This is a genomic window from Aeromonas sp. R4-1 (assembly GCF_040908325.1).
Taxonomy (GTDB): domain Bacteria; phylum Pseudomonadota; class Gammaproteobacteria; order Enterobacterales; family Aeromonadaceae; genus Aeromonas; species Aeromonas veronii.
Map to the genome: position 1 here is coordinate 20,844 of NZ_JBFODM010000074.1, position 17,269 is coordinate 38,112.

Consider the following 17,269-nt stretch of genomic DNA (forward strand, 5'->3'; position numbering starts at 1 on the left):
CAGACAAGGATGGAAGTGCTGCTTTTTACCACAAATCAGGGTAAGGCGGAACCTGCAGTTTACAGGGTTATTCACTGCCTTTGTCCGTCACAGACAGCAGCGGCGCCTGTTGGCGCCGCTGTTTGGTGAGGATTGTACGTTGGATTACTTGAACCAGCTGGTGACCAGCAGTACCAGGTAGTCCCACAGACGGCTCATCAAGCCACCTTCCTGCACCTCTTCCAGGGCGACCAGCGGCACTTGCTTGATCTCTTTGTCGCCCTGCTTCAGGAACACGGTCCCGACGCGCTGACCCTTGGCCAGCGGCGCTTTGAGTTCGCTGTCGAGCTGGAAGTCAGCCTTCAGGTTGTTGCCCTGACCGCGGGTGACCAGCACGGAGACATCTTTGTCGACGCCCAGTTTCACTTCCGGTTTGTCGCCCATCCAGATCTTCTGGGTGACCAGCTCGGTGCCTGCCTTGTACGGGGTCAGGCTCTGGAAGAAGCGGAAGCCATAGGTGAGCAGTTTTTTGCTCTCGGCGGCGCGGGAGGCTTCGCTGCTGGCGCCCAGTACCACGGCGATCAGGCGCATGCCTTCGTTGTTGGTGGCAGAGGAGACCAGGTTATAGCCGACCTGGCTGACGTGGCCAGTCTTGATGCCATCCACCTGCAGGGATTGATCCCACAGCAGACGGTTGCGGTTGTGCTGGGTGATGCCGTTGAAGACGAAGGATTTCTGGGAGTAGATCTTGTACTCCTCCGGCAGGTCGCGGATCAGCGCCTGACCCAGACGGGCCATGTCGTGAGCGGTACTGTAGTGACCTTCCGCATCCAGACCGTGCGGGTTCATGAAGTGGCTGTCATTCATGCCGAGCTTGGCGGCCCAGCTGTTCATCAGGCTGGCGAAGGAGTCGGTGCTGCCTGCCAGGAACTCAGCCATGGCGACACAGGCGTCGTTGCCGGACTGGATGATGATGCCCTTGTTCAGGTCATCGACGGAGACCTGCTTGCCCACCTCGATAAACATCTTGGAGGAGTCGGAGTAGTTCTTGGACCAGGCGTTCTGGCTAATGGTCACCATGTCGGTGCGCTTGATGTTCCCCTTCAGCAGCTCCTGGCCGATGATGTAGGAGGTCATCATCTTGGTCAGACTGGCGGGCGGCAGACGCTCTTCGGCGTTCTGCTCGGCCAGTACCTGACCGGAGTAGTAGTCGATCAGAATATGGGCCTTGGCGGAGATCTCCGGCGCGGCGGGAACCACCATGGGCATGGCATTCGGGGTCGGTGTCGGCACCGGCGTATTGGCCTGGGCGGTTACGCTGATCAGTGAGGCCAGAAGAACTGAACGGGCAAATTTGGACATCTTGAAATTCCTGCGAGCCAGATGGGGATAAAATGCGGGCCTAACTATACCAGATGCGCCCGCAGGTTATAGCCCGAGATGGCGATCAGAACTGGTTTTTTATCCATCACTCCCTGTCATCACGCCATAAAACGACGTGATGACAGTAAGTAAGCGGTTAGTCACATCCGCAGCAAAGGGGGGCGATCAGGGCACGATAAAGGCCTGTTCCAGTCCGCCCTGACGTACTTTTTCCAGCACACTTGCCTGCTGGTCGGCGGCGACCGGGCCAATCAGCACCCGGAAAATGGCGCCATGAGCATCGATTCGGTAGGGCACGCCGTAACGCTGGGTCATCACCTTGCCCATTGCCTCGGCCCGATCCCGGGAGCCGCTGGCCAGTACCTGGATCATCTTGCCATCACCACTGCTGGCAGGCGCTGCAGCCTTGGCAGGCGCTGGCTTGACAGGTGCCGCTTTGGCGGGCGTGGCCGCGGGCGCTTTGACGGGAGCGGGTTCGGCGGCGGGAGTGGCCATCGCCAGTGCGGTTGGTTCACCCAGGAAGCCATCTTGCGACAGCGTGTTGGAGGCCGCAGCCGGAGTGGTCGGAGTCATTTCGATGGGCTTCATCGGCTCCATGATCACCATCTGGTCCGGAGTGTCGCTGATCAGCTCCAGCCGTACTCGGGCCTCACCGCTATCGACCATCTCCAGCTGCTTGGCCGCTGCGTAGGAGAGGTCGATCAGGCGCGGGCTGTTGAACGGGCCGCGATCGTTGACCCGCACTATGGTCTCCAGCCCGTTGTCCAGATTGGTGACCCGCACATAGCTTGGGATGGGCAGGTTGCGGTGGGCGGCACTGAACAGCTTGCTGTCCAGCACATCGCCGTTCGCGGTCTTCTGGCCGTCCAGATCCGGCGACAACCAGCTGGCGGTGCCCTCTTCGCTGTAGTGTTTGATGTCGCGCCACACCTCGTGCTTCTGCTTGCCGATCCAGTAGTCCCGGTTGCCGCTGGCACTCAGGGGCTCGGGGCGCGGAATTGCGCCGGTGGCTTGCGGGATCTCGATAACGGGTGGCTTGCTGACCGGTGCTTGCGGCTCGACGGGGGCGCTCTGTTCCGGCTGGCTGCTACAGGCGGCCAGCAACAAGCTCAGGCTGAGCGGGAGGAGTTTGTGACGAAGATGCATACGCTTCCTGAATGGCTTGGCTAAGTTGATACACCGCCATCGCATAGAGTGGGCTGCGATTGTAACGGGTGATCACATAAAAGTTATGCCGTGCGACCCAGTATTCCGGTCCATCGGCTTGGGCAAACGCCAGCAACTTGACCGGCGTCTGTGGGGCCAGCGGCGTGGCGAGCTCAATCCCTGCCGCCGCCAGTTCTGACCACTGTTGTGTTAGCTCGGGCTCAGGCCTGAGTAGAGGTTCGACTGCCATCAACCCGATCTGGGCCGGTTCCACCACGGATTCGCCCCAGCGCCACTGGTGGCTGGCAAAATAGTTGGCCACGCTGCCGATGGCATCGACCGGGTTGGCAAACAGATCCCGCTTGCCATCCCCGTCAAAATCGACGGCGTAGTGGCGATAGCTGGAGGGCATGAACTGCCCCATCCCCATAGCGCCGGCATAGGAGCCCTTGAGGGTATCGAGTTGCCACCCTTCCTCTTTGGCCAGCACCACCAGCTGGGCAAACTCCTTGGCAAAGAAGTCGGCCCGCTCGGGGTAGTGAAACCCCAGGGTGTAGAGGCTATCGAGCACCGGATGACGGCCCATCTGACGACCATAGAAGGTTTCTACCCCTATGATGGCCACGATGAGCGAGGCGGGCACCCGATAGGTCTGCTCGGCTCGCGTCAGCGTGGCGGCATGCTGTTGCCAGAACAGCTGGCCGTCACGGATGCGATCCGGGGTAACGAACAGCGGCCGGTAGCGATGCCAGGGTTTGGCTTCCCACGGCTTGCTGATGGTGTCGAGCACCTCTTGGCGCAACTGGGCGCGGGCGACCGCGGCCTGCAACTCCGCCAGCGGCACCTGTTGCTGTTCGGCGAGCAGGGCCAACCGATCCGGCGCCACGGCGGCGGTCGCCATCGTGGTGGCGAGGGAGAGCAGCAATCCAACCCGTCTCATCAGGCGAGCAGTCTTCTATGAGTCTGAATGGACATCAGGATACCGAATCCGGCCATCAGGGTCACCATGGAGGTGCCGCCATAGCTCACCAGCGGCAGGGGCACCCCTACCACCGGCAAGATGCCGCTCACCATGCCCATGTTGACGAACACATAGACGAAGAAGGTGAGGGTGATGGCACCACCCAGCAGTCGCTCGAAGCTGTTCTGGGCCTGCATCGAGATAAACAGGCAGCGGCTGATGACGTAGAGGTAGAGCACCAGCAGCAGGGCAACCCCCACCAGACCGAACTCCTCGCTGAATACCGCGAAGATAAAGTCGGTATGCCGTTCTGGTAAAAACTCCAGCTGGGACTGGGTCCCTTGCAGCCACCCCTTGCCAAAGACGCCGCCGGAGCCGATGGCAATTTTGGACTGGATGATGTGATAGCCGCGGCCGAGCGGGTCTTTCTCCGGGTCGAGCAGCATCAGCACCCGCTGGCGCTGGTAGTCGTGCATCAGGAAGAACCAGAGCACCGGCATAAAGGCCAGCATCAGCAGGACCGCCAAACCGATCAGCCACCAGCTGAGCCCCGCCAGGAAGATGACGAAGAAGCCGGAGGCTGCAACCAGAATGGAGGTGCCAAGGTCAGGCTGGGCGGCGATCAGCAGGGTGGGCAGCAGCACCATGATGAGGGCGATCACCACATGGCTGAACTTGGGGGGCAGCGAGTGGCGACTGAGCCAGGCGGCCACCATGATCGGCATGGAGAGCTTCATTACCTCGGAGGGCTGGAACTTCATAAAGCCCAGATCGAGCCAGCGCTGGGCCCCCTTGCCGATGTGGCCGAACACGTCCACCGCAATCAGCATCAGCACCACTACGGCGAACAGCGGCACCGACCAGCGGGCGTAGAGGGAGGGGGGCAGCTGGGCCAGGCCGATCATCAGGGCAAAGGCGAGGCCGCCGCGCACCAGCTGGCGCACGATAGAGTCCATATCCTGACCGGAGGCGGAGTAGAGCACCACCATGGAGAGGGTCATCACGGCCAGCAGACCGAGCAGCAGGGGCAAGTCGATATGCAGCTTGTACCAGATGCTCTGCTGGCGGGCAGAATTACTCATTGGGAGCGACCTCACTCGGTTGGGACGGCTTTTCCGGTGCCGGTGGCAGTTGCGGATCAGGGGGCAGCAGATAGGCATCCAGCATCTGGCGAGCAACGGGGGCCGCATTGGTACTGCCACCACCGGCGTTCTCCAGCACCAGCGCCACGACTGCCTTGGGTGTTTCATAGGGGGCAAAGGCGACAAACAGGGCATTGTCGCGATGCTCCACTTTCATGGTTTTGGCGTTGTAGACCTGATTCTCTTTCATGTTGACCACCTGGGCGGTGCCGGACTTGCCTGCCGCCACATAGGGGGTGTTGGCAAAAGCGCGACGGCCGGTACCTTCGTGGCCGTTGATCACTCGCCACATCCCCTCCCGCGCCACCTGCCAGTAGCTGTCGCTCTTGGTTTTGAGCGCCATGTTCGGGTTGATCGGAGCATCGACCACTCCCGCTTGGGAGGCGGTGCTCTTGAGCAGGTGCGGGGTCACATCGTGGCCATTCTGGGTCAGGATGCTGATCGCCTTGGCCAGCTGGATTGGCGTGGCGCTCCAGTAACCCTGACCGATACCGATGGAGATGGTGTCCCCCTGATACCAGGGCTGACGCCAGCGGGCCATTTTCCAGTCACGGGATGGCATGACTCCCTTGGTCTCTTCATAGAGGTCGACGCCACTGTACTGACCGAAGCCGAACTTGGTCATGTAGCTGTGGATCTTGTCGATGCCGACCCGATAGGCGAGATCGTAGAAATAGGTATCTGCCGAGACCTCGATGGCGCGATAGACATCGAGCCAGCCGTGTCCCCAGCGGCGCCAGTCGCGAAACTTCTTGGTGGTACCGGGAATAGAGAAGCTCGGGCCGCCGAAATAGCGGTAGCCCGGGGTAATGGCCCCCTCGTTGAGCCCCATTACCGACATCATGGGTTTGACGGTGGAGGCGGGGGCATAGATGCCCTGAGTGGTGCGGTTCACCAGCGGCCGCGCCGGATCGTTGAGCAGCGCCGAGTAGTTGGCGCTGGAGATGCCGGTCACGAACAGGTTGGGGTCATAGCTCGGGCTCGACTCCATGGCGATGATGGCGCCGGTTCTCGGGTCCATCATCACGATGGCGCCGCGCTGGCCGGCCAGCAGTTGCTGGGCCTTGAGCTGCATCCGGACGTCGATATTGAGGTAGATATCCTTGCCGGGAATAGGCGGCTGGAACTTGAGGGTACGGACAATCCGGCCGCGGTTGTTCACCTCGACCTCCTGATAGCCCGCCACACCGTGCAGCTCATCCTCGTAATACTTCTCCACCCCCTGCTTGCCGATATCCTTGGTGGCTGCATAGTTGGCGAGTTTTTCTTCCTTCTCGAGGCGCTCCACGTCACGGGTATTGATCTTGGCCACATAGCCCAAAGCGTGGGTGAGGGTGTCACCAAACGGGTAGTAGCGCTTGAGGTAGGCCTCGATGCTGGCGCCCGGGTAGTTATGCTGATTGACTGAGAAGAGGGCTACCTGATATTCGGTCAGTTTCTCGTAGAGGGGGACCGGCTTGAAGCGGCGCTGGCGCTTCACTTCGGCGAGGAACTTCTCCTTGGTGCCCTCTGGCAGACCCAGCAGGGTGATCAGCTGGTCGGCGGTTTTTTCGAGATCCTTGGTCTCTTCCGGCACGATTTCCAGACTGTAGACCGGGCGGTTTTCCGCCAGCAGCACGCCGTTGGCGTCATAGATGAGGCCCCGTGGCGGCGCCACCGGCACCACGCGGATGCGGTTGGAGTTGGAGCGAGTCTGGTAGGTGTCGTAGGACTCGACCTGCAGATAATAGAGATTGCCCAGCAGCACCAGCATCAGCACGACGATGCCGATGTAGGCTACCAGGGTGCGCCGGAAGAACAGATTGCCCTCGGCACTGTGATCGCGCATTTCGATGCGTTGTTTCAGCATGCCTTTACCTCAAGACCCTTGGGGGCAATAAGAGCAGGAACTGCATTGTTCACTCTCTGTGATAGGGGTGAATATGAGAGGTGAGACTCCAGAGACGCATGGCTCACTCTCTGTGATACGGATGATTGGTGGTGATGCTCCAGGCCCGATAGAGGCTCTCAGCCACCAGCACCCGCACCAGCGGATGGGGCAGGGTGAGCGGTGACAGTGACCAGCTCTGTTCGGCGGCAGCTTTGCACTCGGGGGACAAGCCTTCCGGCCCGCCTACCAGCAGGGCTACATCGCGGCCATCGAGTTTCCACGCCTCCAGCTGGGTCGCCAGCTGCTCCGTGGTCCAGGGCTTGCCCGGAATGTCGAGGGTGACGATGCGCGAGCGCCCCGCAGCCGCCAGCATGGCTTCCCCTTCCTTCTGCAGGATGCGGGGAATGTCGGCATTTTTGCCCCGTTTGCCTGCGCCGATCTCGACGAGTTCAAACGGCATGTCTTTGGGGAAGCGGCGACGATACTCTTCGAAGCCATGCTCTACCCAGGCGGGCATCTTGGTGCCCACCGCAATCAACTGGATCTTCATGGTCGTTACACTTGTGCTCTTATTGCGTATTCATTTGAGCGGCACCGCTCCACAGCTTTTCCAGTTGGTAGAAGTCACGATGTTCATCCTGCATCACATGCACGATCACCGAGCCCATATCTACCAGCACCCATTCACCGCTCAGTTGCCCTTCCACGCTCAGCAGATCCAGACCCGCGTGGCGGGCCTCGCTGGCCAGATGGTGGGCAATGGCGCTGACGTGACGACTTGAGTTGCCGGAACAGATGATCATGGTGTCAGTAATGCTGGATTTGCCGCGTACATCGAGGGTGATAATGTCGCGGCCTTTCATGTCATCGATCTTGTCGATGATAAAGGCATGCAATTCTTGGCCTTGCAATGAGTCTCTCCTGTATTCCGGCGCGCAGCGTTTGCGTCAGGGCGGCGGATTATATCATGGTCACTCCCGTTTCCCATCGGGTGGGGCAGGATTACGACAGGGGCTAGCGGCGGTTGGCGCGGTAGAGCCCCTGTTGATCAATATAGTGCGCAACCGACTCGGGCAAGAGGTAGCGGGTGTCTTGCCCCTCATCCAGCAAGGCTCGCAGTCGGGTGGCTGACAGTTCGATGGGCTGGTTGTCCGCCAGCCAGATATGACCGGCCAGACGCAGATGCAGCGCGTTGGCATCTGTGGTGTGATGGCGCGCCAGCAGCTGCGCCACCTCGGCCGGATAATCCGGCTGCCAGCCCGGCCGCACGCTCACCACCAGATGGGCATAGTCGAGCAGCTCCTGCCAGCGGTGCCAGCTTGGCAGGCTCAGCAGGGAATCCATCCCCATCAGAAAACAGAGCGGCGTATCGGGCAGTTCATGACGCAGCTCGATGAGGGTATCGATGGTGTAAGAGGGCTTGTCCCGTCTCAGCTCCCGCTCATCCACCACAAAGTGGTGGTTCTCTGCCGCCGCCAGTTTGACCATGGCAAGACGCTGTTCGCTGGAGCAGAACGGATTGGCACGGTGGGGCGGGATATGGTTCGGGATCAGCCGCATCTCGGCCAGCCCGAGGGCATCGCGCGCCTCGATGGCCGGGCGCAGATGGCCGATATGGATAGGATCGAACGTGCCCCCCAGCAGGCCAATGGGCGCCTTCAGCACGGGCTGCTCTCCATCACCAGCGGCAGCGGGGTGCCATCACGAAAGCCGAGGGCAATGGTCTGCAGCATCAGCCACGCCTGTTCGGTATCGAAGCGGCGCTGGGCATCGTCCAATTGGGCCATCAGTTGCCACAGTTGCTGCAACTTGGCAAATGGCAGGCGGGTCAGTGCTTGCTGAATGAGCTGCTGGCGGCTCTGCCAGATGCGCAGGCGGCTGAAGTGCTCACCCAGCGGCTGGCCGTTGCGCATCGCCAGCGACAGCTCGGTCAGCTGCTCCAGCTCGCGGCAGAGGGTCCAGGCCAGCATGCCCGGCTCGGTGCCTTCGGCCCGCAGGGCGGCCAGAATGCGCTGGGCCCGGTTCACCTTGCCCTCCAGCAGGGTATCGACCAGCTGGAACGGGGTGAAGTGGGCGTGGCGGATAATGGTCTCTTGCAGATAGGTGACGCTGATGGGTTGGGGCGGCGAGAGCAGGGTCAGCTTATCGATCTCCTGGCTGGCGGCCAGCAGGTTGCCCTCGTAGGAGTGGCACATGAAGTTGATGGCATCCGGCAGCGCCTTGAGGCCGAAACGCGCAAAGCGGGCACTCATCCAGCGGGGGAAGAACTTGGGCTCCGGATGGTTGACCGGCACATAGGTGCCAATCTGGTAGAGCTTGTCGAACCAGGCTGCCTTCATCTGGGTCTGGTTGAGGCGACCGCCACTCAGCACCAGCAGCAAATCTGGATGAAGCTGCTTGCCGATTTCGCTGATGCGGGCGGCAAGATCCTTGTCCACCTTGGCGGGCAGCTCCAGCTCGATGATCTGGCGGGCGGAGAAGAGGCTCATGGCCTGACAGGCATCGTAGACCTGATTCCAGTCCAGCCCCTGTTCCACCACGAAGGTGTGGCGCTCATCGAAACCCTGCTTGCGGGCGACCTGACGGATGGCATCGATGGCCTCCAGTCGCAACAGGGGCTCGTCGCCAAAAACGAGATAGCAGGGCCGAAGCCCTGCTTTGAGGTGGTCACCAAATTGTTCCGGGTAGATCCGCATCAGAAGCTGACCTGACTCAACTGCCGGATCACCTGATTGGCCGCCTGCTCCTGCATTTCGCGGTTAAGCTGCTCCTGCTCACGGGAGGAGGCGAGCGCTGCATCCGGCTTGTTGAGGAAGCTGCGGTTGAAGTTGATGGGGAAGACCTGAGTCGGCTTGCCCGGTACCGAGATGGTGAACTGGGTACCAAAGCCCAGCACATATTCGGTGTCCGTCCCCAGCGCGTTGACCGAGGCAACCTGGCTGGTGCTGCCTACGCCGCCCAGAGTGAGCACCGGAATGCCCTCCTTGTCGGCCAGGGTCACGCCAGAGGCCTTCAGGCGGGTGGTAACCATCCGGTAGAAGTCGCTCTTGTTGTCGCCCACGACCTTCATGGTCATCAGCTCGCTCGGAATGCCGTTACCGCGCATGTGAAAGCCGCAGCCTTGCAGCAGCAGACCAGCCAGCACGATGGCCATCCAGCGGGTGAAGATGGTGCCCATAGAAAATCCTCTTTGCATTAAGGGAAAGCGGCGGGTGCAGGGCCCGCCGTTATCATCCGTTTGCTGTCACAGATTGGCAATGATCAGTTGGCAGCCAATTAGTTAGCGACAATATTGAGCAGCTTGCCAGGTACATAGATCACCTTGCGCACGGTCAGCCCGTCGGTGAACTTCTGCACGGAGGCATCAGCCATCGCCAGCTTCTCGATGTCGGCCTGGCTGATCTCGGCCGGCACGGTCAGTTTGCCGCGCATCTTACCGTTGATCTGTACCACCACCAGCTTCTCGGTCTCGACCATGGCCGCTTCATCGGCCACCGGCCAGGCTGCGTGATCGATGTCGTCGCCCTTGCCCAGCATCTTCCACAGCTCGAAGCCGATGTGCGGGGTGATGGGGTAGAGCATGACCACCACGGCTTCCAGCGCTTCCTGCATCAGGGCGCGGTCCTGCTCGTCGTTGCCCAGCTTGGAGAGATTGTTCATCAGCTCCATGATGGCGGCGATGGCGGTGTTGAAGGTCTGACGGCGACCCACGTCATCACTCACCTTGGCGATGGTCTTGTGGAGTTCACGGCGTACCGCTTTCTGCTCGTTGGTGAGAGCTGCTACATCCAGTGCGGCAACGGCGCCACCGGAAACGTGTTCGAAGGTGACGCGCCACAGGCGACGCAGGAAGCGCTGGGCACCCTCTACGCCTGAGTCGGACCACTCCAGGGTCATCTCTGCCGGAGAGGCGAACATCATGAACAGACGGACGGTATCGGCGCCGTAACGCTCGACCATCAGCTGCGGGTCGATGCCGTTGTTCTTGGACTTGGACATCTTGGTCATGCCGGAGTGCATTACCTCACGACCTTCGTTGTCGATGGCCTTGGTGATGCGACCCTTCTCGTCACGCTCTACCTTGACGTCGGTCGGGCTGACCCAGACGTTGCCGCCCTTCTCGTCCTTGTAGTAGAAGGCGTCGGCCAGCACCATGCCCTGACAGAGCAGGCGCTTGAACGGTTCGTCGCTGTTCACGAGCCCTGCGTCACGCAGCAGCTTGTGGAAGAAGCGGGCGTAGAGCAGGTGCATACAGGCGTGCTCGATACCGCCGATGTACTGATCCACCGGCAGCCAGTGGTTGGCAGCCGCCGGATCCAGCATGCCCTTGTCGTAGTCCGGGGAGCAGTAGCGCGCGTAGTACCAGGAGGACTCCATAAAGGTGTCGAAGGTATCGGTCTCGCGGAACGCTTCCTGACCGTTGTAAGTGGTCTTGGCCCACTCGGCGTCGGCTTTGATTGGGCTCTGGATACCATCCATCACCACATCTTCCGGCAGCAGCACCGGCAGCTGGTCTTCCGGCGTCGGCACTACGGTGCCGTCAGCCAGGGTCAGCATCGGGATGGGGGCGCCCCAGTAACGCTGACGGGAGACACCCCAGTCACGCAGACGGTAGTTGACGGTACGCTTGCCCTTGCCGAGCCCTTCCAGCTTGCTGGCGATGGCATCGAAGGCGCCCTGGAAGTCGAGACCGTCGAACTCGCCGGAGTTGAACAGCACGCCCTTCTCGGTGTAAGCGGCTTCGCTCACGTCGACGTCGCCATCAACCGGCTTGATCACCGCCTTGATGTCGAGGCCATATTTGGTGGCGAATTCGAAGTCACGCTGATCGTGGGCCGGAACCGCCATTACGGCGCCGGTGCCGTAGTTCATCAGCACGAAGTTGGCGACCCAGACCGGTACCTTGCGGCCATCCAGCGGGTGAATGGCATAGAGGCCGGTGGCCATGCCCTTCTTCTCCATGGTGGCCAGCTCGGCTTCGGCTACCTTGGTGTTCTTGCACTCTTCGATAAAGGCGGCCAGCTCAGGATTGTTCTGGGCTGCTTGCAGCGCCAGCGGGTGACCGGCGGCGATACCGACATAGGTGACGCCCATGAAGGTGTCCGGACGGGTGGTATAGACCTCCAGCTGCTCAGCCTGACCCTCGATAGCGAAGCTGATGTTGACCCCTTCGGAGCGGCCAATCCAGTTGCGCTGCATGGTCTTGACCATCTCCGGCCAGCCTTCCAGATTGTCGATGTCGTTGAGCAGCTCTTCGGCGTAGTCGGTGATCTTGATGAACCACTGGGGGATCTCTTTCTGCTCCACCGGGGTATCACAGCGCCAGCAGCAGTTGTCGACCACCTGCTCGTTGGCCAGCACTGTCATGTCGTTCGGGCACCAGTTGACGGAGGAGGTCTTCTTGTAGACCAAACCCTTCTCGTAGAGCTTGGTGAAGAACCACTGCTCCCAGCGGTAGTAATCCGGTTTGCAGGTGGCGACTTCACGATCCCAGTCATAACCCAGACCCAGCATCTTCAGCTGGTTCTTCATGTATTCGATGTTTTCGTAGGTCCAGGGGGCCGGCGCCGTGTTGTTCTTGATGGCGGCGTTTTCCGCCGGCAGGCCGAAGGCATCCCAACCGATGGGTTGCAGCACGTTCTTGCCATTGAGGCGTTGATAACGGGAGATCACATCACCTATGGTGTAGTTACGAACGTGCCCCATGTGTAGTCGACCAGACGGATAGGGGAACATGGACAGGCAGTAGAACTTCTCCTTGTCTACCTTCTCCACGGCCTTGAAGGTTTTCTTGGCATCCCAGTGCTTTTGCACTGCTGGTTCGATTGATTGGGGAACGTATTGCTCTTGCATTGGTGACATCCGGATCTGTGAAATGAATAGATAAATCAGCTGGGAAATCGCAATAGAATACCCATATCCTGCGGCGGCAACAACCGCCAGCGTCCCTTGGGCCTTAAGCCGGGCCAGATCAGGGTTTAGTAGAGGAGTTAGAGCCATGGACAAACGTCAAAAAGGGTACGAAGCCTTCATTGCCGAGCTGCAAAAACAGTGGCAAGAGACTGAAGAGTTCCAGGGGGAGCGCCTCAACCGGATGATTGCCAAGGTGCAGGCCTATCTGGAGGCAGCAAGTGACCTCACTCAGGACGAACTGGCGCTCATCGCCGAGTACGTGAAGCGGGATCTGGGCAACTATGACGAGGGGCGCCATGACGATAGTGCGCAGGTGGAAGAGTCCGCCTTTATGCTGGCCCTGAAAGACACCGCCTGGTCCTGGCTGGCGGATGTGACCGACCGCGCCCAGGTGGAGTGGCGCGAGCTGGCCGACGAGCTCGAGCACAAGGGGGTTTACGAAGCGGGTGACTGGGTAGGGCTCGGGGTCATGGTGTGCGACCAGTGCGGCTGGCGCCATACCGTGCTACACCCACAACAGCTCGATACCTGCCCCGAGTGTGGCTGCGCCGAGTATCACCGCGAGCCGCTTTCACCCTGAGTTTGAAAAGCTTATTGAACGACGTAGTTCGATACCGCAGCGTTGGTGTGAATTGAGAAAACACAATGTGAGGATGCAGTGCAGTGACGCAGATTTTTTTCAAGCCGTATATTGGCGACAAGTATTACGAAAGCCATTACGGTGTGCGAGTAATGGTTCTTGGTGAATCTCATTATGGTGATGCGGAAGATCTTTCTCCCGATTACACACAATTCGTTGTTAACGAACATGCTTTTTGTGCTGGGTCACCTTTTTTCACCAAGCTTACGAAGCTATTACGCTGTGAAGCAGGAGCGGTAAGTATTGAAGAGCGGCATGAAACATGGAGGCATGTTGCTTTTTATAACTACATTCAAGAGTTTGTTGGGGATGTAGGCCGTATCCGACCAACTACTGCAATGTGGGAGCGGGCTGTTTGTGCTTTGAAAGTGGTTGTGCAGGAACTACAGCCAGATGTGATCCTTGTTTTGGGGCATCAAATGTGGGAGCAGTTGCCTGAATTGCCTGTTGAATGGGCATGCGTTAAACATCCTAGTGGTGGAATGTCTTATGCCGATGCAATCCCTGAGTTTCTGGGCGCAATAGAAAGGGCACAAAAGCAATCAGCTAAAAAATCTGCAGCGTTTGTAGAATGAGATAAATAGCAAAAAGGCGCCATCAGGCGCCTTTTTCTTACTTGCAGGTTTCGTCGGGGCGTTTACTTGCCCGCGACGGAGAGGCCGCCAAAACGGATCTGCGGGGCGTAGAAGCCCTTGCCGTCGTTGTGGTGCAGGGTATCGCCGACCGCTTCCAGCTCGCCCAGCAGGCGGTAGAAGTTGCCCGCTACCGTGATGCCGCGCACCGGCTGCAGTCGCACCCCATCGCGGCAGAGGAAACCCGATGCGCCAAAGGAGAAGTCACCGCTCACCGCATCGGCACCCGAATGCAGGCCATCCAGCTTGACCAGCTCCAGATAGTCGCCGCTCTGCACTTCCGCTTCGCAGTGGGGGCCCGCGCCAAACACCAGATGGCGAGCGGTCACATCGAGGGCACTGCGGGCACCGCGAGCAGCCGAGCCGTTGCTGGCGACGCCAAAGTGGCGGGCGGTGGCGCTGTTGTGGAGCAGGGTTTTCAGCTCCCCTTCGCCAATCAGCAGCAGATCCGAGCTGGCAGCTCCCTCGCCATCAAACGCCTTGATGTTCATGCCGCCAGGCATATAGACCCGGCTTTCCAGAGTAAGCCAGCGTGACGCCACGCTTTGGCCGATCTTGCTGCGCCAGGGGTTGATCCCTTGTTGGGCCCACTTGCCCGACAGCACACCCTGAAAGCAGCCAAACAGGCTGGCGAAGCAGTTGGTGCTAAAGATGACGCTGTAACGACCGCTTGGTACTGCCTCGCCCGGCAGCAGGTCGCTGGCGACGGCGTAGATCTGCGCGATGAGCCGCTGGCTATCCAGCTCGTCAAAGCAACGGCCATACAGCCCTTGCGAGTGCATCGACTGGCGGCCATCCAGTTCGACCAGTGCCGAGGTGTAGCAGCCGACGCTGAACTCACCGTGCTGGCAGAGGGTGCCCTGACTGTTGGCGAGCCAGAGCTGGCTCTCCCCTTCGAAGAAGCTGTTGTAGGGGGCGCCGCTCACATCGGGCATGGCCAGCATGTCTGACTCCAGGCGCAGGGCCAGAGCGATCTTCTCCTCAATCGGCGTAGTATCGGGTTGATTGATCTCGGCGCAATCTGTGGTGAGCCGGCTACTGGCCACCGAGATGCGCTGATCCGGGTCTACCTTGGCAAAGCGGCTGGCATCTAGCGCATCCTGCAGCATGGCATCGAGCGCCGCCTCATCGAGGGATTCCGAGTAGGCGATGCCGACCCGGCCCTCCCTGATCAGACGAATGCCGAGCTGCTGACTGCTGGTCACCTTGTATTCGCCGAGTTCGCCCTTGTCGGCCTTGAGGGAGAAGGCTCTCTCCTGATTGGCGATGATGTCCGCTTCGGCGTTGAGTTCGGCCACCTTGTCCAGCAGGCGGGTGAGCAGTTGGTTCATGTCGAGTTGGCTCATCAGGCGTTCCCTCCCACCAGAATATTGTCCACTTTCAGCGCCGGCTGGCCCACCGAGGTGGGGACCGAGCCCGAGACCGAGCCGCACATGCCGGCGGCCAGCGCCAGATTGCTGCCCACCATGGAGATCTCTTTCAGCACCTGCGGGCCGGTGCCGATCAGGGTGGCCGACTTGAGCGGTCTGGTGATTTTGCCGTGCTCGATGAGGTAGGCCTCCTGCACGTTGAAGTTGAACTCGCCGGTGCCGGGCTGTACCGAGCCGCCCCCCATCTTTTTGGCGTAGATGCCGTGCTCCACCGTGGCCAGCATGTCGTCGAGGCTGTGGTTGCCCGGCTCGATATAGGTGTTGCGCATGCGCGAGGTGGGGGCGTACTTGTACGATTCGCGCCGACCCGAGCCGGTGCGGGCATAACCGGTCTTGAGGGCGCCCATTCTGTCCACCAGAAAACCGGTCAGCACACCGTCCTTGATGAGCTGGGTATGCTGGGTCGCCATCCCCTCGTCATCGACGTTGATGGAGCCCCAGACGTTGCTCTGCAAGCCTTCGTCCACCGCATTGACCACCGGATTGGCGATAAGCTGGCCCATCTTGTCGTGGAATACCGAGGCCTTCTTGGCCACCGAGGTGGTCTCCAGCAGGTGGCCGCACGCCTCGTGGAAGATGACGCCGCCAAAGCCGTTCTCCATGATGACCGGCAGGGTGCCGCTCGGGCAGGGGGCAGCCCCCAGTTTCACCAGTGCCTGACGGGTGGCGGTGAGCGCCAGCTCGCGCGGATCGATGCGCTCGGCATGTTCCCAGCCCATCAGGGCGCCCGGCGCCTCATAGCCGACGCTCTGCTCGCTCCCTTCGCGGGCGATGGTCTGGGCCATGATGCGGTTGTAGTGGCGGCGATCTGCCACTTGCAGCCCTTCGCTGTTGAAGATCTCCACCTCCTGCTCCCAGCCCAGCACGTTGCCGGAGAACTGGCTCACCTTGTCGCTCTCGGCGCGGGCCACCGCATCCATGGCGTGCAGATAAGCGATCTTCTGCTCCAGCAGCTTGTCTGCCGACAGCGGCAGCGCGACCGGGTTGCGGTCGGTCAGGCGGGTGAAATCGAAGGCGGTGGCGGTCACCACAGGGTCGCGGCGGTCTTTGGCCGCCAGCAGGGTGACGATACGCAGCAGCTCGTCGCGGCTGGCCAGATTGGTGTAGCCGTAGAGCACCTTGTGGCCATAGCAGAGGCGCACGCCGATGCCGAAATCGAGGCCACCGCTGATGTTCTCTATCTGGCTGGAGAGCAGGCTGAGCTGGCTGCGGCGCTTGCGCTCGACAAACAGCTCGGCGAAATCGGCCCCGAGTGCCAGTGCGTGATCGAGCACGTCGCGGGCGATAGCGGGGGCCAACAGGGAGAATGGAGTCATAGAATATCCTTTTCTGGTCTGTCCGTTTGCTTCCGACATCCGGCTCTGATTGTTATGGGATGTCGAGTCCATTGTTGCAGACCAGCACAAAAAAGTCGCTATAGCGTCATGCGATGATACCGATTGAGAAAATCGGTGCGATAACTGCGCCCGGCGGCCAGGGCCAGGCGCTCAGGGTCGTTTTGCCAAAACGTGGGAAAGATCAGAGCAGGGCGTGAATTTCGCTCAGGATCTGCTCGACCCACTGCTCGATGCGCGGATCGGTCTGGTCATATTGGTTGGCATCATCGAGGGCCAGCCCGACGAAGTGACGGCCATCGTCGATCAGTGCCTTGGAGGCATCGAATTCGTACCCTTCGTTGGGCCAGTAGCCCACCAGCTTGACCCCTTTTGGCACCAGCTGAGCGTGCAGCATGCCGAGGGCGTCCTGGAACCATTCGCCATAACCGAGCTGATCGCCGAGGCCAAACAGGGCCACGATGCGTCCCTCCAGATGGAGATCGGCGATATCTTCCCACCGGGACTCCCAATCCTCCTGCAGTTCGCCAAAATCCCAGGTGGAGATGCCGAGGATCAGGATCTCGTAATCCTCCATCCGGCGCAGGGAGACATCCTTGATATTGTGAATATCCACCAGCTCGGGGCCGATGAGGGCGCGGATCTTCTCGGCAGCCATCTCGGTGTAGCAGGTGGTGGAACCGTAAAACAGACCAATCTTCATCGCTCTTCTCTCTGTTGGCGCTTTCTCGCTTGCTTTTGGCGCGTTCTCGCATGCTCGTGTGGGCAGCGCCATGTTGGCAACACGATGGGTAACGTAAGGGGAGGGCGCCAGTCTAGCAGATTGCCATTCGACCTTC

16 protein-coding genes are annotated in these 17,269 nt (G+C 60.4%); 2 read left to right on the forward strand and 14 right to left on the reverse strand.

Annotated features, from left to right (window positions below):
• Positions 1-144: 144 nt before the first annotated feature.
• The 11 genes from AB5Y90_RS12880 to leuS form a co-directional block, all read right to left on the reverse strand.
• A complete protein-coding gene (locus AB5Y90_RS12880) occupies positions 145-1,341 on the reverse strand; it encodes a D-alanyl-D-alanine carboxypeptidase family protein (protein ID WP_005335176.1) in 1,197 nt (398 codons plus the stop codon).
• Between the two features lie 186 nt (positions 1,342-1,527).
• Complete coding sequence (locus AB5Y90_RS12885) at positions 1,528-2,508, reverse strand: septal ring lytic transglycosylase RlpA family protein (protein ID WP_139436793.1); 981 nt, start codon at positions 2,506-2,508, stop codon at positions 1,528-1,530.
• Complete coding sequence (gene mltB / locus AB5Y90_RS12890; RefSeq protein ID WP_307896331.1) at positions 2,450-3,448, reverse strand: lytic murein transglycosylase B; 999 nt, start codon at positions 3,446-3,448, stop codon at positions 2,450-2,452. The genes AB5Y90_RS12885 and mltB overlap by 59 nt, the downstream gene beginning before the upstream one ends.
• Complete coding sequence (gene rodA / locus AB5Y90_RS12895; RefSeq protein WP_005335170.1) at positions 3,448-4,551, reverse strand: rod shape-determining protein RodA; 1,104 nt, start codon at positions 4,549-4,551, stop codon at positions 3,448-3,450. Before rodA ends, mltB begins: the two co-directional genes overlap by 1 nt.
• On the reverse strand, positions 4,544-6,460 hold the full coding sequence (gene mrdA, locus AB5Y90_RS12900; RefSeq protein ID WP_040066816.1) for a penicillin-binding protein 2: 1,917 nt from the start codon (positions 6,458-6,460) through the stop codon (positions 4,544-4,546). The genes rodA and mrdA overlap by 8 nt, the downstream gene beginning before the upstream one ends.
• 103 nt (positions 6,461-6,563) lie before the next feature.
• Complete coding sequence (gene rlmH, locus AB5Y90_RS12905; RefSeq protein ID WP_005335166.1) at positions 6,564-7,031, reverse strand: 23S rRNA (pseudouridine(1915)-N(3))-methyltransferase RlmH; 468 nt, start codon at positions 7,029-7,031, stop codon at positions 6,564-6,566.
• 19 nt (positions 7,032-7,050) lie between these two features.
• Complete coding sequence (gene rsfS / locus AB5Y90_RS12910) at positions 7,051-7,392, reverse strand: ribosome silencing factor (RefSeq protein WP_005335165.1); 342 nt, start codon at positions 7,390-7,392, stop codon at positions 7,051-7,053.
• A gap of 103 nt (positions 7,393-7,495) precedes the next feature.
• Entirely contained in the window at positions 7,496-8,146 is a 651-nt protein-coding gene (gene nadD, locus AB5Y90_RS12915) for a nicotinate-nucleotide adenylyltransferase (RefSeq protein ID WP_257124461.1), read from the reverse strand.
• Positions 8,140-9,177, reverse strand: coding sequence for a DNA polymerase III subunit delta (holA, locus tag AB5Y90_RS12920; protein ID WP_257124462.1), 1,038 nt, complete (start codon positions 9,175-9,177; stop codon positions 8,140-8,142). Before holA ends, nadD begins: the two co-directional genes overlap by 7 nt.
• Positions 9,177-9,659, reverse strand: a complete 483-nt coding sequence (gene lptE / locus AB5Y90_RS12925; RefSeq protein ID WP_005335160.1) for an LPS assembly lipoprotein LptE — start codon at positions 9,657-9,659, stop codon at positions 9,177-9,179. Before lptE ends, holA begins: the two co-directional genes overlap by 1 nt.
• Positions 9,660-9,757: 98 nt before the next feature.
• A complete protein-coding gene (leuS, locus tag AB5Y90_RS12930) occupies positions 9,758-12,334 on the reverse strand; it encodes a leucine--tRNA ligase (protein ID WP_307896332.1) in 2,577 nt (858 codons plus the stop codon).
• Between the two features lie 145 nt (positions 12,335-12,479).
• On the opposite strand from leuS, the gene AB5Y90_RS12935 reads away from it, so the two are divergent.
• A complete protein-coding gene (locus tag AB5Y90_RS12935; protein ID WP_005335155.1) occupies positions 12,480-12,974 on the forward strand; it encodes a zinc ribbon-containing protein in 495 nt (164 codons plus the stop codon).
• A gap of 83 nt (positions 12,975-13,057) precedes the next feature.
• Positions 13,058-13,609: a hypothetical protein gene (locus AB5Y90_RS12940; RefSeq protein ID WP_101529549.1), complete on the forward strand. Its 552-nt coding sequence runs from the start codon at positions 13,058-13,060 to the stop codon at positions 13,607-13,609.
• A 62-nt stretch (positions 13,610-13,671) separates the two neighbouring features.
• On the opposite strand, the gene AB5Y90_RS12945 is transcribed toward AB5Y90_RS12940, so the two are convergent.
• The 3 genes from AB5Y90_RS12945 to fldB form a co-directional block, all read right to left on the reverse strand.
• Complete coding sequence (locus tag AB5Y90_RS12945) at positions 13,672-15,012, reverse strand: TldD/PmbA family protein (RefSeq protein WP_368166937.1); 1,341 nt, start codon at positions 15,010-15,012, stop codon at positions 13,672-13,674.
• Entirely contained in the window at positions 15,012-16,412 is a 1,401-nt protein-coding gene (locus AB5Y90_RS12950; protein ID WP_307896334.1) for a TldD/PmbA family protein, read from the reverse strand. Before AB5Y90_RS12950 ends, AB5Y90_RS12945 begins: the two co-directional genes overlap by 1 nt.
• 202 nt (positions 16,413-16,614) lie before the next feature.
• Positions 16,615-17,133, reverse strand: coding sequence for a flavodoxin FldB (fldB, locus tag AB5Y90_RS12955; protein ID WP_307896335.1), 519 nt, complete (start codon positions 17,131-17,133; stop codon positions 16,615-16,617).
• Positions 17,134-17,269: the final 136 nt, after the last annotated feature.